Source organism: Roseomonas genomospecies 6, from assembly GCF_008365375.1.
GTDB lineage: Bacteria > Pseudomonadota > Alphaproteobacteria > Azospirillales > Azospirillaceae > Azospirillum.
Genome location: NZ_QOKW01000032.1, coordinates 26,072 through 47,497, shown reverse-complemented (window position 1 = coordinate 47,497; position 21,426 = coordinate 26,072). Strand labels below are relative to the sequence as shown.

General features: G+C 68.8%; 16 protein-coding genes. 5 read left to right on the top strand and 11 right to left on the bottom strand.

Going from position 1 to position 21,426, the window contains the following annotated elements; translation table 11 throughout:
* Positions 1–15: 15 nt before the first annotated feature.
* Entirely contained in the window at positions 16–2,145 is a 2,130-nt protein-coding gene (locus DS843_RS26625; protein ID WP_149471851.1) for a hypothetical protein, read from the bottom strand.
* A 215-nt stretch (positions 2,146–2,360) separates the two neighbouring features.
* On the opposite strand from DS843_RS26625, the gene DS843_RS26620 reads away from it, so the two are divergent.
* Entirely contained in the window at positions 2,361–2,720 is a 360-nt protein-coding gene (locus DS843_RS26620; protein ID WP_286192341.1) for a Rid family hydrolase, read from the top strand.
* Positions 2,721–2,730: 10 nt separating this feature from the next.
* On the opposite strand, the gene DS843_RS26615 is transcribed toward DS843_RS26620, so the two are convergent.
* Positions 2,731–2,916: a hypothetical protein gene (locus DS843_RS26615; protein WP_149471849.1), complete on the bottom strand. Its 186-nt coding sequence runs from the start codon at positions 2,914–2,916 to the stop codon at positions 2,731–2,733.
* 230 nt (positions 2,917–3,146) lie between these two features.
* On the opposite strand from DS843_RS26615, the gene DS843_RS26610 reads away from it, so the two are divergent.
* From DS843_RS26610 to DS843_RS26600, 3 genes are all read left to right on the top strand, one after another.
* Positions 3,147–3,860, top strand: a complete 714-nt coding sequence (locus DS843_RS26610; RefSeq protein ID WP_149471848.1) for a response regulator — start codon at positions 3,147–3,149, stop codon at positions 3,858–3,860.
* 226 nt (positions 3,861–4,086) lie between these two features.
* Complete coding sequence (locus tag DS843_RS26605; protein ID WP_149471847.1) at positions 4,087–4,689, top strand: 2-hydroxychromene-2-carboxylate isomerase; 603 nt, start codon at positions 4,087–4,089, stop codon at positions 4,687–4,689.
* A 102-nt stretch (positions 4,690–4,791) separates the two neighbouring features.
* Positions 4,792–5,784, top strand: coding sequence for a potassium channel family protein (locus DS843_RS26600; protein ID WP_149471846.1), 993 nt, complete (start codon positions 4,792–4,794; stop codon positions 5,782–5,784).
* 6 nt (positions 5,785–5,790) lie between these two features.
* Here the strand turns inward: DS843_RS26600 and ccoG (DS843_RS26595) are convergent, their stop codons facing one another.
* The 5 genes from ccoG (DS843_RS26595) to DS843_RS26570 all read right to left on the bottom strand — a co-directional run bounded on the left by ccoG (DS843_RS26595) (position 5,791) and on the right by DS843_RS26570 (position 15,340).
* Entirely contained in the window at positions 5,791–7,257 is a 1,467-nt protein-coding gene (gene ccoG / locus DS843_RS26595) for a cytochrome c oxidase accessory protein CcoG (RefSeq protein WP_149471845.1), read from the bottom strand.
* Positions 7,258–7,500: 243 nt separating this feature from the next.
* Positions 7,501–8,973 carry an aminotransferase-like domain-containing protein gene (locus DS843_RS26590; protein ID WP_149471844.1) on the bottom strand — a complete coding sequence of 491 codons (1,473 nt, stop codon included), beginning with the start codon at positions 8,971–8,973 and terminating at the stop codon, positions 7,501–7,503.
* A gap of 352 nt (positions 8,974–9,325) precedes the next feature.
* Entirely contained in the window at positions 9,326–12,148 is a 2,823-nt protein-coding gene (gene ppc, locus DS843_RS26585; protein ID WP_149471843.1) for a phosphoenolpyruvate carboxylase, read from the bottom strand.
* Between the two features lie 495 nt (positions 12,149–12,643).
* Positions 12,644–13,522 carry an SMP-30/gluconolactonase/LRE family protein gene (locus tag DS843_RS26575; protein WP_149471842.1) on the bottom strand — a complete coding sequence of 293 codons (879 nt, stop codon included), beginning with the start codon at positions 13,520–13,522 and terminating at the stop codon, positions 12,644–12,646.
* Positions 13,523–13,546: 24 nt separating this feature from the next.
* Positions 13,547–15,340, bottom strand: coding sequence for an IlvD/Edd family dehydratase (locus tag DS843_RS26570; protein ID WP_149471841.1), 1,794 nt, complete (start codon positions 15,338–15,340; stop codon positions 13,547–13,549).
* A gap of 214 nt (positions 15,341–15,554) precedes the next feature.
* On the opposite strand from DS843_RS26570, the gene fbaA reads away from it, so the two are divergent.
* Positions 15,555–16,634 (top strand): class II fructose-bisphosphate aldolase, encoded by a 1,080-nt coding sequence (gene fbaA / locus DS843_RS26565; protein WP_149471840.1) that lies wholly within the window; start codon positions 15,555–15,557, stop codon positions 16,632–16,634.
* A gap of 151 nt (positions 16,635–16,785) precedes the next feature.
* Here fbaA and DS843_RS26560 read toward each other — a convergent pair whose 3' ends face one another.
* The 4 genes from DS843_RS26560 to DS843_RS26545 all read right to left on the bottom strand — a co-directional run bounded on the left by DS843_RS26560 (position 16,786) and on the right by DS843_RS26545 (position 21,194).
* Positions 16,786–17,607 carry a GH12 family glycosyl hydrolase domain-containing protein gene (locus DS843_RS26560; protein WP_149471839.1) on the bottom strand — a complete coding sequence of 274 codons (822 nt, stop codon included), beginning with the start codon at positions 17,605–17,607 and terminating at the stop codon, positions 16,786–16,788.
* Between the two features lie 77 nt (positions 17,608–17,684).
* Positions 17,685–18,539, bottom strand: a complete 855-nt coding sequence (locus DS843_RS26555; RefSeq protein ID WP_149471838.1) for a glycosyltransferase — start codon at positions 18,537–18,539, stop codon at positions 17,685–17,687.
* Positions 18,540–18,848: 309 nt separating this feature from the next.
* Complete coding sequence (gene ccoG, locus DS843_RS26550) at positions 18,849–20,327, bottom strand: cytochrome c oxidase accessory protein CcoG (RefSeq protein WP_149471837.1); 1,479 nt, start codon at positions 20,325–20,327, stop codon at positions 18,849–18,851.
* Between the two features lie 159 nt (positions 20,328–20,486).
* Entirely contained in the window at positions 20,487–21,194 is a 708-nt protein-coding gene (locus tag DS843_RS26545) for a Crp/Fnr family transcriptional regulator (protein ID WP_149471836.1), read from the bottom strand.
* Positions 21,195–21,426 lie beyond the last annotated feature (232 nt).

Here is a 21,426-nt window from a genome sequence, read left to right as displayed (position 1 = left end):
GCTCCGCCTCCAGGCTCAGAAGGTCATGCCGCGCACCTGATCGCGCAACGTGTCGCGGGCGGTGTCGGCCTCCTTGCGGGCGGTGGACAATTCGCGGGACAGGGCGTCCAGACGGGTTTCCTGGTCGCCCATCTTGGCGATGGTCCGCTTGAACAGGTCGCTGTCGCGCGGCAGCGTGGCGAGGTTCTGGCGCAGCCGCTCCTGCTCCTTGCCGATCTCCGCCTGCTCGCGCTCCAGCTCGGCGACGCGGCGTTCCTTGTCCGCGACGGCGGCGCGCAGGGTGGCGACCTTCCCCAACGCCTCGCGCGCGGCGGGCGGAAGCTCCGTGGAGGAGGCGTAGGCCCGCACCTGCTCCGGCGACATCTCCGAGATGCCGAACCGCTCGACCCGCGGGCGCTCCAGCGCGACCGCCAGGGTCACCGTCTGGCCGGCGGGAACCGCGACGGGCAGACGGTAGGCGTCCGCGGTGGTGTCGGGAGCCGTGCCGTTCGCCGCCGGCTGCACCATATTCCAGCCGGGGCGCCGCGGATGCTCGACGATGACCGTGCGGTCCTCGCCCGCCGCTCCGGCGATGCGGTAGGTGGTGGTCTGGCGGTCGGTCACGGTCAGTTGCAGGACCCCGTCGGCCAGCGTGGCGCGGGACAGGGTGCGGCTGGGCTGTTCGGAGCGGTCCACCGTCACCGCCTGATCCACCGCGAAGCTGAGGATTCGGCTCTCTCCCGCCGGCAGGGTGGCCAGCCGCGCGTCGCCCACATAGGCGGCGGCCCCGCCGAGCCGCTCATAGAGGGTCAGCACGCCCGGCGGCAGGCCCCCCGTGTCCCCCGATTCGCCGTTGCTGAGGCGCAGCGCGGCCAGCGGGTGGCGCGGCTGGGTGTCCGGCTGATAGAGCGACAGCCGCTCCGCCGGGATGGCGCGGGCGACGATGGGCATCATCAGCGTGCCGCCGTTCGCCAGGGTTACCGGCTGCGGGTAGCGGAACAGCACCTGGGCCGTGGCCTCCGTGCTTTCGGCGGGGGTGGTCTCCGCCGCGCGCTGGGGCATGGTGCCCGCGAAGGGAGCGGCCATGGCCGGCGCCGGGGCCGGAGGGGCAGCTCCGGCGACGGGCGGGGCGCTTTCCATCGTGCGGGCGCGGTTGTTGGCCGGTTCCATCGCCTTCGCCATCGCATCGGCGGTGACGGCGCCCTCGTCGGGCTTGGGAAGGACGCGGCCCAGCACCTCCACCGGCACCTCCGGGCGGTTCACGAAATAGGCGGAATAAAGCGCCTGACGGAAGGTGACCGGGTTGCCGGAGGCCACCGACAACTCCACCCCTTTCCAGTCGTCGCCGCTGAGGTTTTCCAACACGGCCCAGCCCTGGAGATCGCCGGTGCCGCCTTCACCGCCCTTTACCGATCCGGGCACCGATTTGGCCGCCGATTCGGGCAGGGTCAGGCGGTAGGTGGCCTTCCACAGCGGGGCGGCGACCACATAGGCGACGCGGACCGTGCGTTCGGCCCCGGCGTCGGCCTGCGGGGCGGTGGTGCGGATGGTCAGGCGCCGCCGCTCCTTGCCCGCCGATCCGGCGACGGCGGCCAGAGCGGAGTCGAGCTGCGCCTGCACCCGCGGGTCGGCGAAACGCAGGCTGTCGGTCTCCTCCAGCAGGAGCTGGCGCAGGCCGTCCGCCGTCATCAGGCTGACGCGGTGGCGGGTGACGGTGCCGCCGCCGTTGGGAAGCTGCGTGAACTCCTCCGTCACCGAGAGCAGCCGGCCCGACACCTCGCGCGAACCGCTGGCCCGCACCTCCGCACCCTTCATGGCGTTCAGGAGAGCGGTGGGGGAGGCGAGGTCGTCCGGCGTGAAGGGCAGTTCGCGGAAGGCGGTCTCCAGCGGCTCCTGCCCCGGCAGGTCCACCGTGCCGATGCCGCCACGGTCGTCGTAGACCACGATGCTCTTCAACACGTCGTCCACCTGGTCGCGGCGCACCTCCAAAGTCAGCGCCGCGTCGCCGCTGACGCGGGCCTCGTGCTCGAAATAGCCGACGCCGCCGGTGGACAGCAGCACCCGCTTCAGCGCCAGCGCTCCCGGCGGCGGCTCCGCCGCCAGGGCGGGCGCGGCCAGCAGCGGCACGGCAAGGGTGAAGAGGGCGGCTTTCGTGATCCCGGACATGCGGGTTTCTCCCGTTATGGACGACTGGGCGTTCCTGGCCCGGCTTACGCTTTCATTTGGGAAAGATTTGGGCGGACGGGAAGGACCCGGCCGCGCCGACATGCCGCGGAACCGCTGCACGTCAGGGTTTGTGCGGGCCGGGCCTTCTGTGACATATAGATGTCAAGGCCGCGGCACGGACTGTCGGCATGACAAACGGAATGGGAGGCAACGCCGTGGATCAGATCCTGACGGGCGGTTGCGTGCGTGCTTTGGTGGGGGATGCGGAACGGCGGTGGGTGTTCGTCCCGGGCACCTCCGGCTTCGACGCGGAGCAGCGGACGATGGCCGGCGACGTGGAGGAGCAGGCGCGCCAGACCCTGCGCAACATCCGCAAGGCGCTGCGCCGGTCGGACGCCGATTTGTCGGACGTGGTGCGGATGCGGGTCTATCTGGCGGATGCCGCCGACTTTCCGCGGGTCCAGCCGATCCTGGCGGAGCAGTTCCGCGACAGCCCGCCCGCCGGAACGACCATCGTCTGCCCCCTGGCCAACCCGCGCATGAAGATCGAGATCGAGGTCACCGCCCGCTGTTGAGCGGTCCGGCTCATGCGTCGCCAAGCATCGTGCGCGCTGATTCGATGTGGCGGCGCGCTTCGGTCAGCAGAGCGCGGTGCTGGGCCAGCGCCTCGCGGATCGGCGTCCGCGTGTTGTAGACGCGCACCTCGTTCAGCAGACGGTCGGCGCGGTCGAGATGGGCCATCCGTTCCAGGCATTGGTCGAGCGCGGACATCGTCTTTCCCCTACAGTGCGGTATTTCGTCTTCTGCCTCGCGGCAAAAGGGAATAAACCAACCGGCGATGACCGCATGATTTCAGGAAGCAGGCATTTTCGTTTCGATCGTGACGCAGGATGTTTCAGCCGATTCACCCGTCAGTCGTGCGGCGAGTGCCTGTTACGGGCTTGTAACCGATTGCGTGTGCCCACGGGTGTGAGCTATGAAGGGAACGGGAGGTATGGGCCATGCACATTCTCGCGGTCGATGATGACGAGCCGGTGCGCGAACTTCTGGCGTCCTATCTGGCGTCGGAAGGCTATCGCGTGACCACCGCACCGGATACGGCCGCGGCGAAGAAGGCGTTGGAGAGCGACCCCGTCGATCTGGTGGTCTGCGACCTGCGGCTGCCGGACGGCGACGGTTTGGGGCTGGTCCGCCAGATCCGCACCGAATCGCACATCCCCGTCATCATCCTGTCGTCGAAGGATCAGGATGTGGACCGCATCGTCGGGCTGGAACTGGGCGCCGACGACTATCTCACCAAGCCCTTCAACCCGCGCGAGCTTCTGGCCCGCATCAAGGCCGTGCTGCGCCGCGTTTCCGGCGAGGGGCGCCCCCCGCGCAGCCCCGACGACCTGCGCGCCGTCGTGCAGTTCGCCAATTGGGAACTGGACCTGACCGCCCAGCGCCTGCGCAACCAGGACGGACGGGAGGTGGAGCTGACCAAGGCGGAGTTCGGCCTGCTGGCCGCCTTCGTGAAGCGCCCGCAGCGCGTCCTGACCCGCGACCAGCTTCTCGACCTGACCCGCGCGGACGGGGCGGAGGTGTTCGACCGCTCCATCGACGTGCTGATCCTGCGCCTGCGCCGCAAGATCGAGGCAAATCCGAAGGAGCCTCGCATCATCAAGACCGAACGCGGCGCCGGCTACGTCTTCGACGCCAAAGTGAAGACGGTCTGAAGCCCGTCCTGGCGCCCGCGGGCGCGGAGCGGGCTTTCACCACGGAGACACAAAGACACAGAGATTCGGAGAGGTGAACCGCGGGAGGCGAAGCCCGGCGGTTCGATCCTCCGTGTCTCCGTGTCTCTGTGGTTCATCGTCGGCGCGAAAAGCGCCTGCGGCGGCTGGACGGAACCTTCGGCGCGCGTTAGCCTTTCCGGAAAATCAAAACCGGGAGGACGCGCGGATGGCCGACCCCATCGATTTCTATTTCGACTTCGCCTCGCCCTACGGCTATTTCGCCAGCCGCCGCATCGAGGAGCTGGCTGCGGCGCATGGCCGCACCGTCACATGGCGCCCGGTCCTGCTCGGCGCCATCTTCAAGGTGACGGGGATGAAGCCGAATCTCCAGCAGCCGTTGCGCGGCGAGTATCTGGTCCATGACGTCGGCCGGATCGCCCGGCTGACCAAGGCGCCCTTCACCTATCCCGACTCCGCCCCGGCCAACAGCGTCGCCGCCGCGCGCGCCTTCTACTGGCTGACCGACGAGCATCCCGAGCAGGCGAAGCTCCTCGCCCGCACCCTCTACCACGCCCATTGGGGCGAGGGGCGCGACATCGGCCCCGCCGAAACGGTTGTGGAGATCGCCGGCACGCTCGGCCACGACCGTGCGGCGGTGGCGGCGGCCCTCCAGGACCAGGACATCAAGGACCGTCTGCGCGCCGAGAACGACGCCGCGGTGGACCGCGGGGTCTTCGGGTCGCCCTTCGTCATCGTGGACGACGAACCCTTCTGGGGCTGGGACCGGCTGGACATGGTGGACCGCTGGCTGGCGACCGGCGGCTGGTGAGGCGGCGGCTTGTGAGCCGGATGGGGGAAGGCGGTTGAAAGTCCTGCCAAACGGACCGGCGGTGGCGCTATAAGGTGGGCACCACCGACAACCGGTTCGCGCATGGACCAGACCCTTTCCGACCGTCGCCCCAGCAAGGCCGCCGGCCCCGCTCACACGCCCCGCCCGCGTGCCCGCCGCTCCTGGCTGACCGGGGCGGTGCTGACCGCGCTGATGCAGGGCATGATCGCCCTGTCCATCCGGTCGGTGTCGGGCGATCTGGCCTTCGCGCTGCTGGGTTCGGTCGGCCTCGTCGTCGGGGCCTTCCACTATCTGTTTCCGGGAAGCCAGTTCTTCAGCCTTGCCCTGGCGAACTTCATCGGCGTGTACGCCTGTGTCTTCGTCTTCTTCCTGGAAAGCAACTTCCACACCATCCCGTCGCACATCCAGGCCGCCGCCTTCGCGATTCCGCTGATCGCCTTCCTGGGCGGCGCCTGGTGGCGGGCCAACACGATCCGCAGCATCGTGATGTCGCGGCGTCTGCGCGACGGTGGGCATTTCGACCGCATCTTCCTGTGGATGGCGCCGGTCTGGGGCATCGGCGCGCTGACCTTCCTGTTGCCGGGGCGGGACGTGTCGCCGGAGATGCTGACCGCCGTCTTCCTGCTGTCGATGAGCGCCATCGGGGTCGTCGTGGCCCTCGTCGCGCGGGACATCGCCGTCTTCCTGCTGGACGCCGGGCTGCTGTTCGAAGGCTTCTTCCAGCAGGCGGCCCGGCTGGTGCTGCCGGCCTTCGCCTTCCTGACCTTCTATTCGCTGTGCATCATCATGTTCGGCGCCTTCTACACCATCCTGGACCGCTTCATGGTGGAGCCGAACTTCATCGTGGACGGCGTGCGCCGCGACCTGACCTTTCCGGAGGGGCTGTATTTCTCGCTGGTCACCTTCGCCACGGTCGGCTACGGCGACATCCACCCGGTGACGGGCGCGGTGCGGCTGATCTGCGGGATCGAGATCGTCATGGGCGTCCTGCTTCTGCTCTTCGGCTTCAGCGCCATCATCGGCCACACCGCCCCGAGGGACCGCCGCGACCGAGATCGCGACGGTCCTCTGTAGGAGCGGTCAAGGCGCCAGGAACACCGTTTCGGCCTGATGGACCGTCCCGTCCGACAGGCGGGTCAGGGTGAGGGTCAGCGGCGTGGAGCCGGTCGCCGCGGCACCCGCCGGGACGCGGACATGGACGCGGTGGGTCTGCACGGTGTCGGGGCCGGCGGTCAGCAGGGCCGCTCCACCGGCCACCGCCACCGCGGCGCCCTTCGGGCCGGCGACGGTCAGGCGGTAGTCCTGGGGCGCGCGGGTCATGTTGGAGATCTTGACCGTGTAACTGTTCTGGACCGCCCCGTCGGACAGGGTGACGTGGAGCGGCGCCCGGTCGCGCAGGACGGACACGTCCACCGTCGGCTCCAGCAGAACGCCGAGCGTCATCATCCCGCCGACCACCAGCATCATCAGCGAATAGACGATGGTGCGCGGGCGGACCAGCCGGTAGGGCTCCGGCTTGCGCGCCGTGGCCTTGGCGGCCTGCGCGTTCTGGGTGTCGTAGCGGATCAGCCCGCCGGGGCGCCCGATGCGGCCCATCACGTCGTCGCAGGCGTCGATGCACAGGCCGCAACTGATGCAGTCCATCTGAAGCCCGTCGCGGATGTCGATTCCGGTCGGGCAGACCTGGACGCAGGCCTTGCAGTCGATGCAGTCGCCCAGCCCGGCGGCGGACCGTTCCGCCCAGCTCTGCTCCTTGCGCAGCGGCGCCCGCCCGTCGCCCCGCCAGTCCTGGTAGGTGACGGTGAGGCTTTCGTCATCCAGAAGGGCGGCCTGGATGCGCGGCCAGGGGCAGACATAGACGCACATCTGCTCCCGCATGAAGCCGGCCATGGCGTAGGTGCAGGCGGTCATGAACAGAATCCAGCCGGTCGCCACCGGCCCGGGCTGGAAGCGCAGCAGGTCCGCCATGTAGCCCGGCGCGTCCACGAAGTAGAAGATGGCCGAGGCTCCGGTGATCAGGGCGATCAGCAGCCAGACCGCGTGCTTGGCCATCTTCTTCGCCAGCCAGCCGGCGTCGCGCGGGCCGTTGTCCAGCCGGATGCGGGCGCCGCGGTCGCCTTCGATCCACTCCTCCACCTTCACATAGAGGTCGGTCCAGACCGTTTGCGGGCAGGCGTAGCCGCACCAGACGCGGCCCGCGAGCGCGGTCGCCAGGAACAGCCCGACCGCCGCGAGGATCATCGCCCCCGTCAGGTAGTAGATGTGCTGCGGCCAGAGTTCGAGGGCGAACAGGTAGAATCGCTGGCTGTCCAGGTCGAACAGAACCGCCTGATCCGGCAGGCCGGCGCCGCGGTCCCAGCGCAGCCAGGGCAGCAGCACGAAGAGCGCCAGCAATCCCAGCATCAGCGCCGACTTGATGCGCCGGAAACGTCCGCGGGCCGCCTTCGGGTAGATCTTCCGGTGCGGTGCGTAGAAGGGAACCGGGGCTTGTGGAGCAGGGGCGGGGGGCGGAGGGGAAAGGGTGGACGAGCGGGCAAGATTCTGCATGGCGTGCCTCTGCGCAAACATCCGGACCACCAGAGCGGCGGTCTGCGGCATGGCGCGGAGTGTATGCCTACATTGTCAGAACCGGCAAGCGCGATTGAATGCATTCAATGGAGGGTGTGTATGGAAAAATGGCGCTTTGCCGGGCGCGCTCCCTGCAATGCGACGATTTGAAGCAGAGTGATTGACGGGATATGATATGAGAAGAGTCCTCGAACCGAGCCTCCACCCTCCAACCATCTCACCTCAGATGATGACGCCCGCGGCGGCGGGGGGCAGAGCCAGGGCGTCGGCCAGAGTCTCCAGCGCGCGGCGGGTCTCGGCGCGGTCCAGCGGCGCGCCCAGGCAGAAGCGCAGGGCCGCCGGCACCTCCGGCGTGGTGGCGAAGGCGTCGGCGGCCACGGCGGAGATGCCCCGGCTGCGCAGATGGGCGGTGAACTCTCCGCCGGTCCAGCCGTCCGGCAGGGACAGCCAGAAATGGAAGGCTTCCCGCCGCGTGACGATGCGGTCCGCCGGAAGAAGCGCTTCGGCGAGCGCCCGGCGGGCCATGGCCTCGGCCCGGATGGCGTCGCGCGCGGCCTCCGCGGTTCCGTCGGCGATCCACAGCCGGGCCACGGCGGCGGACAGGGGGGAGGCGATCAGCGTGGTCGCCCGCTGCGCCGCCGCAACCCGGCGGGCCTGCCGGGCGTCCGGTGCCGCCACATAGGCGATGCGCAGCGCCGGAGACACGCATTTCGCAAGCCCGGCGACGTGATAGGTCAGCTCCGGCGCGAAGGTGGCCAGCGGCGGCGGCGTCCGCTCGGGCAGCGGGCCGTAGATGTCGTCCTCGATGATCGGAACGCCATGGTCACGCGCCGCCGCGGCGACGGCCCGCCGCCGCTCTTCCGGCATGGTCGCGGTGGTCGGGTTGTGAAAGGTGGGAATGCAGTAGAGCGCCTTGGGACGATGCTCCGCCAGAACGGCGCGCAGGGCGTCCGGGTCGATGCCGTCCGCGTCCATCGGCACGCCGACGACCCGCAGCCCGAGCTGTGCCGCCGCGGCGCGGAAGCCGGGGTAGGTCAGCGCCTCCGCGCAGACCGTGTCGCCGGGGCGGGCCAGGGCGGAGAGCAGGGCGAGCAGGGCGGCCTGGGTGCCGGGTGCCACCAGCACCCGCTCGGGCGCGAGGCCGGGCAGGCGGTGGCGCAGCCAATGGACCGCCGCCTCCCGGTCGTCCGGGCTGTCGGCCCCGTCCGGGTAGCGCAGCAGGTCCGGCAACCCGAGACCCGCCGTCGCCGCGGCAATCCCTCGGCTCATGCGGGCGGTCAGGGCGGCGGAGTCCTCTGGCTGCGGCGGCTGGTTCATCGCCATGCTGACGGCGAGGGGCAGCGCCCCGGCGGCGGCTTGCGGCTCCACGGCGGCGGGTGAGGGGGCTTGGCCCGTGCTTTGGGCATCCGTCTTACGGATGAAGGTGCCTTGACCGACCCGCGCGTCCACCAGACCGCGGTGGCGCGCCTCCCCATAGGCGCGGCTGACGGTCGTGAAGTCAATGCCCAGCCGGTCCGCCAGAATCCGCTGCGGCGGCAGCCGGTCGCCGGGCCTCAGCCGCCCCGCACCGACGTCCGCGGCGATGGCGTCCGCGATGGCGAGATAGACGGGCCGGCTGCGGTCCTCCAGCGAAGGCACCCAGTCGATGTGCTGGGAGGACGTGTGTTGGGAGGCGGTGGAGGAAAGCGGCGGCATGGCGATCCTTGCGGGGAGCCGGGGCGCTCCCTTCCAGACATAAGGCCCGGCATTGTATGGATTGTCAATATGGCTCCGCCTTCAAAGCGTGCGCAGAAAAAAGGCCACCGGGAGGTTCCCGATGGCCTTCGAGTCTAGGGAGGAAACGTCCAGGACATCGCATTGCCCCCCCGAAGGAGCGGAACGCAACGCCGAACACAAGGAAGAGCGTACTAGTATATTAATATGATAGCAAGCGTGACGTTGGCCGGAGCGGGCGATTTCCGCCGCTCCGCTCCGACACGGGGCCGGGACGGAGCGGCGGCTCTCCGATCCTCTGGGATCAGCCCCTCTGGAATCAGCCCCTCTGGAATCAGCCGCTGTTGCGCAGGCCGGCGGCGACGCCGTTGATCGACATCAGGATGCCGCGCCGCACCCGCTCGTCGCTGCTGCCGGCGCGGTGGCGCCGCAACAGCTCGACCTGCACATGGTTCAGCGGGTCCATGTAGGGGAAGCGGTTGCGGATGGACCGCGCCAGCAGCGGGTTCTCGCCCAGCAGGTCGTCGTGCCCGGTGATCGCCAGAAGCTGGCGGCGGGTGCGCTGCCATTCCTCGCGGATGCGCCCGAAGATGCGCTCGCGCAGTTCGGCGTCCTCCACCAGCTCCGCGTAGCGGGACGCGATGGCGAGGTCGCTCTTGGCAAGCACCATGTCCATGTTGGACAGCAGCGACTTGAAGAAGGGCCAGGCGTGGTTCATGCGCTGGAGCATGGCCATCCCGTCCGGCTGCTCCTGCAGCCAAGCCTCCACGGCGCTGCCGAAGCCGTACCAGCCCGGCAGCATCAGGCGGCACTGCGCCCAGGAGAAGACCCAGGGAATGGCGCGCAGGTCCTCGATGCGGTCCGACTTGGTGCGCGAGGCCGGGCGGCTGCCGATGTTCAGCGTGGCGATTTCCGAGATCGGCGTGGCCGTCCGGAAATACTGGGTGAAGCCCGGCGTCTCGTAGACCAGCCCCCGGTAGGCGCGGAAGGCCAGCTCCGACAGCCGTTCCATCGCCGCGTAGAAGGATTCCGCCGGCTCGACGTGGTTCTCCAGGTCGAGCAGGGTGGCCTCCAGCGTCGCGGCGGTCAGGACCTCCAGGTTGCGCTGCCCGACCTCCGGACGCCCGTACTTGGAGGCGATGACCTCGCCCTGTTCGGTGATGCGGATCTGGCCGGACACCGCGCCGTGCGGCTGGGCCAGGATCGCCTGATAGCTGGGGCCGCCGCCGCGCCCGACCGAGCCGCCGCGGCCATGGAACAGCCGCATGCGCACGCCGTGCCGGTCGAACAGCTTCGCCAGCTCGATCTCCGCCTTGTACAGTTCCCAGCCGGAGGTGAGGAAGCCGCCGTCCTTGTTGCTGTCCGAATAGCCAAGCATCACCTCCTGCTCGTTCCCGCGCGAGGTGACCAGGGCGCGGTAGGCGGGCAGGGTGAACAGCCGCTCCATCGTCGCCGGGGCCTGCCGCAGATCCTCGATGGTCTCGAACAGCGGCACGATGTTGAGGCCGAGCGCCGGAGCGCCCTCCACCGAGGGGCGCAGCAGGCCGGATTCCTTCAGCAGGAGCGCCACCTCCAGCAGGTCGGACGCGCCGTCCGTCTTGGAGATGATGCTGTTCGGCAGGGCGGCGGCGCCGTAGGTCTCGCGAAGCTGGCGGGCGGCGAAGAAGATCGCCAGCTCGCCCGCCGTCTCCTCCGAATACGCGTGATAGGGGGAATGGAGCGGGCGCGGGCTCTGGATTTCCTCGGCCAGCAGGGCGATGCGCTCGTCCTCCGGCAGGGCGGCGTAGTCGGCGCAGCGCCCGGCGACGGCCAGAAGCTCCGCCACCGTGCGCTGGTGCACGTCGGAGTTCTGGCGCAGGTCGATGGGCGCCAGATGGAAGCCGAAGGTCTTCACCGCGATGATGAGGCGGCGCAGGCGCCCGGCGGCCAGACGTCCCGCCCCGTAGGCCTTCAGGGACTTGGACAGCACCTCCAGATCGGCCAGCAGCTCCTCGCTGTTGCGGTAGGGGTCGCCCTTGCCGACCGCGTTGCGCAGCGCCTCATGCTGGTCGAGCGTGCGCAGCGTGGCCGCCAGACGGGCGTAGATGCCGGTCAGGGCGCGGCGGAACGGCTCGTCCGCGCGGTGCGGCGAATGGTCGGGGGAACGCTTGGCAAGCTCCTCCAGCTCCGGCGAGGTGCCGAGCAGAAGCTCCGACAGCGGCAGTTCCCCGCCCAGATCGTGGATTTCGGTCAGGTAATGGTCGAGCGCCGCGGTCGATTGCAGGCGCATCGCCTCGCGCAGGATCGGCGCGGTGACGAAGGGGTTGCCGTCGCGGTCGCCGCCGATCCAGGAGCCGATGCGGAAGAAGGCCGGCAGCGACCACTCCCGGTCGGGGAAGCGCTTCGCCAGCAGATCCTCGAAGCGGCAGAACAGCTTCGGCAGCTCCGCGAAGAAGGTGTCGGTGTAGTAGGAGATGCCGTTCTTCACCTCGTCGATCACGGCGAGGCGCTGCGGGCGCAGCATGCGGGTGCGCCACAGGGTGAGGATCGCCTCCTGGAGCGCATCCATGTTGGCCTCCGCCTCCTCCGGCGTCAGGCGGGACCGGTCGCGGGTGTCCAGCAAAGCGGCCACCTTGTGCTCCAGCGCCAGGATGCTCTTGCGCTGGACCTCCGTCGGGTGGGCGGTCAGCACCGGGCTGACCTGCGCGATGCCCAGCATACCGGCCAGCCGGTCCGGCTCGACCCCCGCGGCCTCCAGCCGGTCCAGCGCGTAGGGCAGGGTGCCCTCCCGGGCCGCCGAGCCGGCGATGGCGTGGTCGCGGGTGCGGCGGATGTGGTGCTGGTCCTCGGCGATGTTCGCGAGGTGCAGGAAATAGGAGAAGGCGCGCACCACCGACATCATCGTGTCGCGCGGCAGGCCGTTCAGGATCTCGGCCATCTCGCGGCGGGCGGAATCGTCGTCGTCGCGGTTGAAGCGGACCGACGCCTGCCGCACGCTCTCGATGACGCCGTAGACGCCGTCGCCCTCCTGCTCGCGGACCGTGTCGCCCAGCAGGCGGCCCAGCAGGCGGATGTCCTCCCGCAGGGGGAAGTCCTTGTCCTCGGTGCCGGTGTCCGTGTGGGCGGTGTCGGCTTCGGTGACCGGAGCGGTGTGGCGGAGGGCGGCGTCGGTGGTCATCGTGGGTCGCTCCGGCTGTGCGAAGGTGGAACCGTCGAAGGATCGGCGTGCAACTGTAAAGCAGTATGCTGCACCTGCTAAAGCCCTTTTTCCCTTGTGGGAGAATGGCTTCGGCATGGTTGCGGACGCTGCGGCCCCGGTTGCGCCGGATGCGCGGCGGCGCAGGCCCAGATCTACCATCCGGCGGCGGGACCCGCCATGGCGGCGCGCGGTCCTTTCGCCATGCGGTGACGGCTGCTGTTCAGCGAATAGGGTTATACTAGTATATCAAATCCACTGGCAAGGCTCACGGTCCGTCCGGCGGGGCAGTCGCATTCGTCGTCGAATCCCTCTCCCGCGCCGGGAGAGGGGGGCGCCGCAGGCGCCGGGTGAGGGTGAAACCAAGAATCAAGGCGCTGATTCTCGGTTTTACCTTCACCCTTCCCACGCTTCGCGCGGGCCCCTTCCCTCTCCCGCCCCGGGAGAGGGGATATCAAGCGCGATTGCCCTGTCCGCTCAGGGCACCCCGAACCGCCCGGGTGGAAGCCCCGCGACGCCCGGCGCGCAGGCGAACAGACTGCCGGCCAGGGGCTCTCCAGAGGGGGCATCCTGGGCGGCGGTGGTGATGAACAGCCGGTCCAGCCCCGGCCCGCCGAAGGCGCAGGAGGTGACGTTGGACACCGGCAACCGCACCACCCGCTCCAGCGTTCCGTCCGGACGGAAACGGCTGACCCGCCCGCCGCTCCAGTGGGCCACCCACAGATGCCCCTCCGCGTCGCAGGTCATGCCGTCGGGATAGCCGTCCTCCTCGCCGAAGCGGATGTGGACGCGCTTGCCGGACAGGGTGCCGTCGCCGGCCAGGCTGAAGGCGTAGACGGTCCGGGACGGGCTGTCGGTGTGGTAGAGCGTCCGCCCGTCCGGGGACAGGGCCGGGCCGTTGCTGACCGTGTAGCCCTCGTCCGCCCGCGCCACGGAACCGTCCGGCCCGACGCGGTAGAGCGCGCCGGAAGCGTCCTTCTCCGCGTCGTCCATGCTGCCCACCCACAGGCGTCCCGCCGTGTCGGCCATGGCGTCGTTCAGCCGGTTGCCGGGCCTGCCCTCCTCCAGCCGCAGGAGGTCCGGCCCGACCGACAGCCGGTCACCGTCGAGGGTCAGCCCGACCAGCCGGCGGGAGCGCAGCCCGGCGACGAAACCGCTCCCGTCCGCCCGCTCGACCAGCCAGCAGGCGGCCTCGTCCAGCGGCCAGTCCCGGCCCTGCCCGTCGGCGGGGGTGTAGCGCAGCAGGCGCGACCCGCGGATGTCCACGGCGAACAGGGCGTCGCGCGACGGCGACCAGAGCGGCCCCTCGCCAAGCCGCGCGTCCGCCTTCCACACGCAGTGGGCCTCCATCTCCATGCCGCTCTCCTTCAGTGACCTCTATCAATGGCTGTCGCGCGGGATGCCGCGGGTCTGGGCGACGCGCTGGAACTTCACCGCCGGCTTGAGAACCATCCCCTCGTCGAGTTGGTCCACGATCACCCGCTGAATCTCCTGCCAGGGCGTCTGGGAGGCCGGGAAGGCGTAGCCCCCGGCGGCAGTCAGCGCGGCGCGGCGGGCGGCCAGCTCGGCCTCCGGGACCAGCATGTCGGCGGTGCCCCGGCGCAGGTCCAGCCGGATGCGGTCGCCGGTCCGCAGGATCGCCAGCCCGCCCCCCGCCGCGGCTTCCGGCGCCGCGTTCAGGATGGAGGGGGAGCCGGAGGTGCCCGACTGCCGCCCGTCGCCCAGGCAGGGCAGGGAATGCACCCCCTGTTTGATGAGGTGGGCCGGCGGGCGCATGTTCACCACCTCCGCCGCCCCCGGATAGCCGATGGGGCCGGTCCCCCGCATGACCAGGATGGTGCAGGGGTCGATTCCCAGCGCCGGATCGTCGATGCGGCGGTGATAGTCCTCCGGCCCGTCGAAGACGACCACCGGCCCTTCGAAGGCGTCGGGATCGTCGGGGTTGGACAGGTAGCGGTCGCGGAATTCCGGCGAGATCACGCTGGTCTTCATGATCGCGCTGCCGAACAGGTTGCCGCGCAGAACGACGAAGCCGGCCTTCTCCTTCAGCGGGTCGGTGATCGGGCGGATGACCTGCGCGTCCTCGATGATCCGGTTCCGGCAATTGTCGCCGATGCTCCGCCCGTTGACGGTCGCGGCGTCCTCGCGGATCAGCCCCCGCGTCATGAGCTGCGCCACCACCGCCGGCACGCCGCCCGCGCGGTGGAAGTCCTCCCCCAGATACTCCCCGGCGGGCTGGAGGTTGACGAGCAGCGGCACGTCCAGCCCATGGGTCTGCCAGTCGTCCACGGTCAGCGGCACGCCGACGTGGCGGGCGATGGCGTTGAGGTGGATCGGCGCGTTGGTCGAGCCGCCCAGCGCCGAATTGACCACGATGGCGTTCAGGAAGGCGTCGCGCGTCAGGATGTCGGCGGGCTTGAGGTCCTCATGCACCATCTCCACGATGCGCAGGCCCGTCCGATAGGCCATCTGCTGCCGTTCCCGGTAGGGGGCGGGGATGGCGGCGGAGCCGGGAAGCTGCATGCCCAGCGCCTCCGCCAGGGAATTCATGGTCGAGGCGGTGCCCATGGTGTTGCAGTAGCCGGTGGAGGGGGTGGAGGAGGCCACCAGCTCCATGAAGCCCTGATAGTCGATCTCGCCCGCGGCCATCATCTCGCGCGCCTGCCAGACGATGGTGCCGGAGCCGGTGCGCAGTCCGCGGTACCAGCCGTTGAGCATCGGGCCGACCGACAGGGCGATGGCCGGGATGTTCACCGTCGCCGCGGCCATCAGGCAGGCCGGGGTGGTCTTGTCGCAGCCGATGGTCAGCACCACCCCGTCCAGCGGGTAGCCGTACAGCACCTCCACCAGCCCGAGATAGGCGAGATTGCGGTCCAGCGAGGCGGTGGGGCGCTTGCCGGTTTCCTGAATCGGGTGGACGGGGAATTCGATGGCGATTCCGCCCGCGCTGCGGATGCCCTCGCGCAGACGTTCGGCCAGCACGAGATGGTGGCGGTTGCAGGGGCTGAGGTCGGAGCCGGTCTGGGCGATGCCGATGATCGGCTTGCCGGATTGCAGCTCTTCCCGCGTCAGGCCGTAGTTCAGGTAGCGCTCCAAATAGAGAGCGGTCATGTCCGGGTTGTCCGGGTTGTCGAACCAGGCGCGGGAGCGCAGCGTCTTTCCGGATGCCGTCATCGGGTCTCGTCTCCTCGGCGGGGGCGGGTCTTTTGGTCACATGCGTGGGATGGGGCTCCCGGCAAGTCTTTTGCAGCGTTCCGGCGTCGGAAATGGCAAAAAGAGCGCGTGGCGTTCGCCGGTCCCATGCCCATATGGGGCTTGGCCGAACGCTCGGACCGACGTTTGAACCAACGTTTCAAGGCAGTTTTTTTTCCGAGGGAGGAATTCACCCATGTCTGCCCCGACCCGACTGAAGCCCGGCGTCGTGACCGGAGAGGACTACCGCGCGCTGATCGCCGCCTGCCAGGACGGCGGCTATGCGCTGCCGGCGGTCAACGTGGTCGGCACCAACGGCATCAACGCGGTGCTGGAAGCGGCGGCGAAGAACCGCTCCGACGTGATCGTGCAGCTTTCCAACGGCGGCGCCCGCTTCTACGCCGGTGAAGGCATGAAGGACGCGCTCCAGGCCCGCATCCTGGGCGCCGTGTCCGCGGCCCAGCACGTCCATCTGCTGGCCGAGCAGTACGGCGTCTGCGTCGTCCTGCACACCGATCACGCGAACAAGGGCCTGATCCCCTGGGTCGAGGGCATGATCGGCCACGGCGAGGAGCATTTCCGCCGCACCGGCCGTCCGCTCTTCAGCTCCCACATGCTCGACCTGTCGGAAGAGTCGCTGGACTTCAACCTGTCGGAATGCGCCCGCATCCTGAAGCGCCTCGCCCCGCTGGGCATGAGCCTGGAGATCGAGCTGGGCGTGACCGGCGGCGAGGAGGACGGCATCGGGTCGGAGGATCTGGACGCTGCCAACAACGCCCACCTCTACACCCAGCCGGAAGACGTGCTGCGCGCCTATGAGGAGCTGTCGCCCATCGGCCATTTCTCGGTCGCGGCCTCCTTCGGCAACGTGCACGGCGTCTACGCGCCGGGCAACGTGAAGCTGCGTCCGGAGATTCTCGGCGCCTCGCAGTCCCTGGTGGCGGAGCGTCACGGCGGCGGCGCCAAGCCGCTGGCGCTGGTGTTCCACGGCGGCTCGGGCTCGGAGAAGGAGAAGATCGCCCAGGCGGTCGGCTTCGGCGTGTTCAAGATGAACATCGACACCGACACCCAGTTCGCCTTCGCCGAGTCCATCGGCGGCTTCGTGCTGGAGAACCAGGCGGCCTTCCGCCACCAGATCGACCCGCAGTCGGGCAAGCCGCTGAAGAAGCTGTACGACCCGCGCAAGTGGCTGCGCCTGGGCGAGCAGGGCATGGTCCGCCGCCTGGACGAGGCTTTCGCCGATCTGGGCGCCGCCGGCAAGTCGCTGGCGGGCTGATCGGGTAGGGGGATTGGTTGCGCTGGGGCGCCAGTGGTTTCTTCGGGCCCCCTCCCTAACCCTTCCCCACCTTCGGTGAGGGAGGGGACAGAGCCCTCCCCCGCGAAGTGGGGGAGGGTTGGGTGGGGGCCCAACACGACCACTCCCCCATTCACACCGTCGGCACCACCCCGATCACCGGCTCCGGCGGCGTCACAACCCCCGCCGGGGCCGGTGGCGCGGTGAAATCCACCGCCAACTGCTCGATCGTCATCGACCCCACGCCCGCCGCGACTTCCGCACCGAACTGGAGTCCCAGAATCCAGTCCGTCCCGCTGACGATTCCCCGGTCCTGAAGCTCGTCCAGCAACCCGTCCAGGTCCAGCGTCCCGGCCAGCCGGTCGTCGCCGTATTGCAGGACCGTGTATTCCCAGTCGATGGGGTTGCCGTCCACCCCGCCGCTGAAGACGGGCTCGTTCCACAAGGTGGCGTCTCCCTGCGCGTCGGTCAGCGTGGCGACCGGCTCCCCGGCGGGGGTGAAGTAGCCGCTGTGCAGCCACACCATCACCTCGTCGGTGACCCCATCGATCCCCTTGGCCGGGTCGTCGCCGATCCACAGGCTGACCGCGACGTTGTAGAGGTTCGTGGCCCCGGTCAGGCCCACCTCGTAGGTGACATCGAAGTTTGGCAGGTCGGTAATCCGTGCCGGCAGGTCCGTGCTGGTGGACGCCACGCCGTTCCATGGATTGACGCCGTGCGTCAATTCAGGATAGGCCCGCACCGGGTAATTCTCGTAGGTCAGGGCGCGCCGGCTGTCATAGGGCCAGTCCCAACGGATTGCGGTCCCATTCGGGAACGCGGCCTCGTCAATGGCGATGGTTTGCTTGAAGTCCTTGCCGTTCCGGTAACCTCCCGGATTCCAGACGTTGCTGCTGGCCGCCCAGCCACCGGTTTCCAGGCGGTCGGCACTTCCGGCCAGCGTGGTGGTGGTCATGGAGCATCCCCGATCCGTCGTTTCCCGTTCGTCGTCCGGGCTTCAACATGAGCGGGCGGTGAAGATCGCGGTGCCGATCAATTCCCCGATGACAGCCTGCGGTCGATGTCCCTGGCAAGCCGATCCATCGGGCTCGATGGTTCGATGGCATCGAACCACTTGTTGTGCCAATGGAAGCAGAAGGCTCCGGGAAAGAAGGTGTCGAGAGTGTATTCGACCGGCGATGCCTTCATGAAGCTGTTGAAGTGAAGCACGGGGTTCTCGATCCATCCGGCGTCGAACCAGGGGCACGGAAGCACGAGAATGTCCATTGGCGTGTCGTAAACCAGACCGGCCTGCTGGAAGCCCCAGCCGCAACCCCGTTTCTGAATGAATTCGATGTTTCCCTTCATCGCCTCCGAGAACGGCGTGGGGGAGATGTAGATCGCGCCGTTGGGGTAGTTTTTCTGCTCCCACCGGTAGGCCAGGATCTTGCCGGGAAACTGATTCAGGAGCGGCATGACGCTTCTCAGGAACAGGCAATCGAGGTCGAACCACACGCCGCCGTATTTGTAGAGCAGGATGTACCGGACGATATCGGAATAGAAGGAAGAGTCGATCGACCGCCCGAAATCGTACCCCTCAAGAAAGGTGCCGCGGCACTCGTCGCGCTCGGAAAAGGCGCGTATCTCGGCGTATTTCCCGATTTCGCTCAGATATTCATTGTCGACGCCGTTCCTCGTCCAGAGGACGATCCTGTTTTCACGCCCGCGCCCATTGAAAAGGTAGCAGCTTTTCACCGAAATGAGGTGCTTCTCGTTCAGCGCTCCGTCCCAGAAGGCGTGAAAGGTGAGCGGCTTGGCCGGGGGCGTCTCGTCCTTGATGAGCTTGGCGACTTCGAGCGCCAGAAGCTCATGGGAAAAATCCTCCGGCGAGAATCTCAGCACTTCCATGGATGGAACCTTCACGACGCCGTTCTTGGGGAAATCTCCCGCCGAAGGGCGTTATGCAACAGGTCCGGCACTCCAGGCAACCTCACCCCGGTCTTTCCGCAAGCTCTCCAAGCGCCCGGCGGAAAGCGGGCGCCCGAAGATCGGACGCCCGCTTCGAAGGGGAAGCCGTCACTTGCCCTTGCGGGTCAGCAAAAAGGCGAAGACGCCGATGGTCACGACGAACACGCTGATGGCGCCGGCGAGCGCGATGTAGGTGGTGGTGTCGAAGTTCATGGCGCAACCTCCATCGGTCGAATGGATTGGACAGGGTCAGGGGGCGAGGAAGACGGTCTCGTGCTGGACGGTCAGCCCGTCCGGCTGGCGGGTGACGACGAAGGCGGCAGGGGTCGAGGGCTGGCGCAGCGCCTCCTTCGGCACGCGGACCAGCACGCGGTGGGTCCCCACGCTGTCGGGATCGGCCTGGACCTGGACGGAGCCTTCCGACGCCTCGCCCTCGCCGCCGGCCACCGACAGCACGGCGCCGGGCAGCCCGGTGAAGGACAGGCGGTAGGTCTGGGCCTCGCGCGTCATGTTCAGAACCTTGACCGTGTAGGCGTTCTGGATGTCGCCGTTGGACAGGGTGACGAACAGCGGGGCGCGGTCGCGCAGGATGTTCACGTCCACCTTCGGCTTCAGCACCAGCCCGGCGGCCATCATCCCGCCGACGACGGTCAGCAGCAGCGTGTAGATGATGGTGCGGGGACGGACCGGCTTGAACACCGGCTTCGCGCCGCCGCTCCGCGCGATCTGGGCGTTCAGGGAGTCGAAGCGGACCAGATCGCCGGGGCGCCCGATCTTTTTCATCACGTCGTTGCAGGCGTCCACGCACAGGCCGCAGCCGATGCAGGCGAGCTGCGGGCCGTTGCGGATGTCCACCCCGGTCGGGCAGACATGGACGCAGGACCCGCAGTCGATGCAGTCGCCCAGCCCGTCCGCCCGGCGCTCCTCCCAGCTTTGCGAGCGCTTGAGGTGGCCGCGGCCCTCGCCGCGCCAGTCCTCGTAGGTGACGGTCAGGCTTTCCTCATCCTGCATCGCCGCCTGGAAGCGCGGCCAGGGGCACATGTAGATGCACACCTGCTCGCGCGCATGCCCGGCGAGAAGATAGGTGGTGGCGGTGAAAAGCCCGATGAACAGCAGAACGTTCGAGGACGCCTCGAACCGCAGCATCTCCAGCGCCAGGGTCGGGGCATCGTTGAAGTAGAAGACCCAGGCCCCGCCGGTCGCCAGCGCGATCAGCAGCCACGCGGCGTGCTTGGCCGTCTTCTTCCACAGCTTGGCCAGGGACCAAGGCGCATGGTCCAGCCGGATGCGATCACCGCGGTCGCCCTCGATCCGGCGTTCCACCCACAGGAACAGGTCGCTCCACACCGTCTGCGGGCAGGCGTAGCCGCACCAGACGCGGCCCGCCAGCGCGGTCGCCAGGAACAGGCCGATGGCCCCCAGGATCAGCGCGCCGGTCAGGTAATAGACCTGCTGCGGCCACAGCTCGATGAAGAAGAAGTACAGGCGGCGGCCCGGCAGATCCACCAGCACCGCCTGATCCGGCGCGTTGGGGCCGCGGTCCCAGCGAATCCAGGGCGTGACGTAGTAGAGGGCCAGCAGAAGGATCAGCGTCAGCCATTTCAGCCGGCGGAAGGTGCCGGCCACCGACTTCGGATAGATCTTGCTGTATTTGGCGTAGAGGCTGCTCTTGCGCGCGGGTGCGGCGGGTTGGGAGGCGGTTGGCGGTTCGGTGGTGGAAACGCTCATCATGCTCGTCCGTGGTTCGGCCCGCGGACAAATGGGCAAAGGGCGGGGCAGGGGGCGGGCCATCCCCGCAGGCTAGGGAGACGGCGCGGCGCTGCCTTTGCGAATCCGCAAACGGACGGGGGTGGGGTGTTGATTTTTGTGGGGAGGGGGGAACGCCTTTTACCCGTCCAGCGCCACCGCCTCCAACGCGGGGAGGTCGCAGGCGAAGACGTTCGGCGCCTGTTCGACCACCAGCCCGGCGCGCTTGAACTCCGCGACGGTGCGGCTGGCCGTCTCCATGCCGACGCCGAGCATGGCGCCCAGATCCTCGCGGCCCGACAGCAGGACCGGCTCGTCCGGGCGGTCGGCGGCGAGCTTCAGGAACAGCCGGGCCAGCCGCCGCCGGGCGCTGCCGGTGGACAGCTCCGTCAGCCATTCGTCGGCCTGGTGCAGGGATTGGTACCAGCGCTCCATCAGGCGGGCGTGCAGGCGCGGAGTCTCCTTGCTCAGCCGCTCCACCACCGCGCGGGGCAGGCGGCAGGTCTCCGCCTCCTGCAACACGACCGCGGTGTGCTCGTAGGGCTTGCCGACCAGCACCTCCAGCCCGGCCACGGCGCCCTGGCGGAGCAGCCGGACGATGCGCTGCGTGCCGTCCGGCAGGAACTGGACCAGCTTCACCAGCCCGCTGCGGATCGTGTAGAGGGAGCCGCCGTCCTCCCCCGCGCTGTAGAGCGTGGCGCCGGGCGGGAACCGCAACTCGTCGATGGGGATGTGGATCAGGTCGAAGTCCGGGTCGCGCAGGTCGCCGAACAGGACGAGGTCCCGTATGGCGCAACTGCTGCATCGCGCGGTGCCCAGCCGCGCGGCGTCGATTCCGTTCCGATGCACCCCTGCCTGCCTTCCGTCCGCCGGGTCCGCTTCCACCCGCCCTGATGCCCGGGGGGGAATCTTACGTGGTCCGGCGGGAAAATTCCATTGGCGGGAATGGCCTCCGCCGCTCCCTTGTATCGCGCCCTGCCTCCATTTCCCGCATTGCGCGCAGCGGAGGGCCGCTTATATGGCGAACCGCTTATGTCCTTGTTCTGAAGTGGTATTGTCTAAGTCTCCCGTGGTTGATAAC

Coding starts and splice junctions, on each gene's coding strand:
- DS843_RS26625 (WP_149471851.1), bottom strand. CDS start 2,145: ATGTCCGGGATCACGAAAGCCGCCCTCTTCACCCTTGCCGTGCCGCTG.
- DS843_RS26615 (WP_149471849.1), bottom strand. CDS start 2,916: ATGTCCGCGCTCGACCAATGCCTGGAACGGATGGCCCATCTCGACCGC.
- DS843_RS26610 (WP_149471848.1), top strand. CDS start 3,147: ATGCACATTCTCGCGGTCGATGATGACGAGCCGGTGCGCGAACTTCTG.
- DS843_RS26605 (WP_149471847.1), top strand. CDS start 4,087: ATGGCCGACCCCATCGATTTCTATTTCGACTTCGCCTCGCCCTACGGC.
- DS843_RS26600 (WP_149471846.1), top strand. CDS start 4,792: ATGGACCAGACCCTTTCCGACCGTCGCCCCAGCAAGGCCGCCGGCCCC.
- ccoG (WP_149471845.1), bottom strand. CDS start 7,257: ATGCAGAATCTTGCCCGCTCGTCCACCCTTTCCCCTCCGCCCCCCGCC.
- DS843_RS26590 (WP_149471844.1), bottom strand. CDS start 8,973: ATGCCGCCGCTTTCCTCCACCGCCTCCCAACACACGTCCTCCCAGCAC.
- ppc (WP_149471843.1), bottom strand. CDS start 12,148: ATGACCACCGACGCCGCCCTCCGCCACACCGCTCCGGTCACCGAAGCC.
- DS843_RS26575 (WP_149471842.1), bottom strand. CDS start 13,522: ATGGAGATGGAGGCCCACTGCGTGTGGAAGGCGGACGCGCGGCTTGGC.
- DS843_RS26570 (WP_149471841.1), bottom strand. CDS start 15,340: ATGACGGCATCCGGAAAGACGCTGCGCTCCCGCGCCTGGTTCGACAAC.
- fbaA (WP_149471840.1), top strand. CDS start 15,555: ATGTCTGCCCCGACCCGACTGAAGCCCGGCGTCGTGACCGGAGAGGAC.
- DS843_RS26560 (WP_149471839.1), bottom strand. CDS start 17,607: ATGACCACCACCACGCTGGCCGGAAGTGCCGACCGCCTGGAAACCGGT.
- DS843_RS26555 (WP_149471838.1), bottom strand. CDS start 18,539: ATGGAAGTGCTGAGATTCTCGCCGGAGGATTTTTCCCATGAGCTTCTG.
- ccoG (WP_149471837.1), bottom strand. CDS start 20,327: ATGAGCGTTTCCACCACCGAACCGCCAACCGCCTCCCAACCCGCCGCA.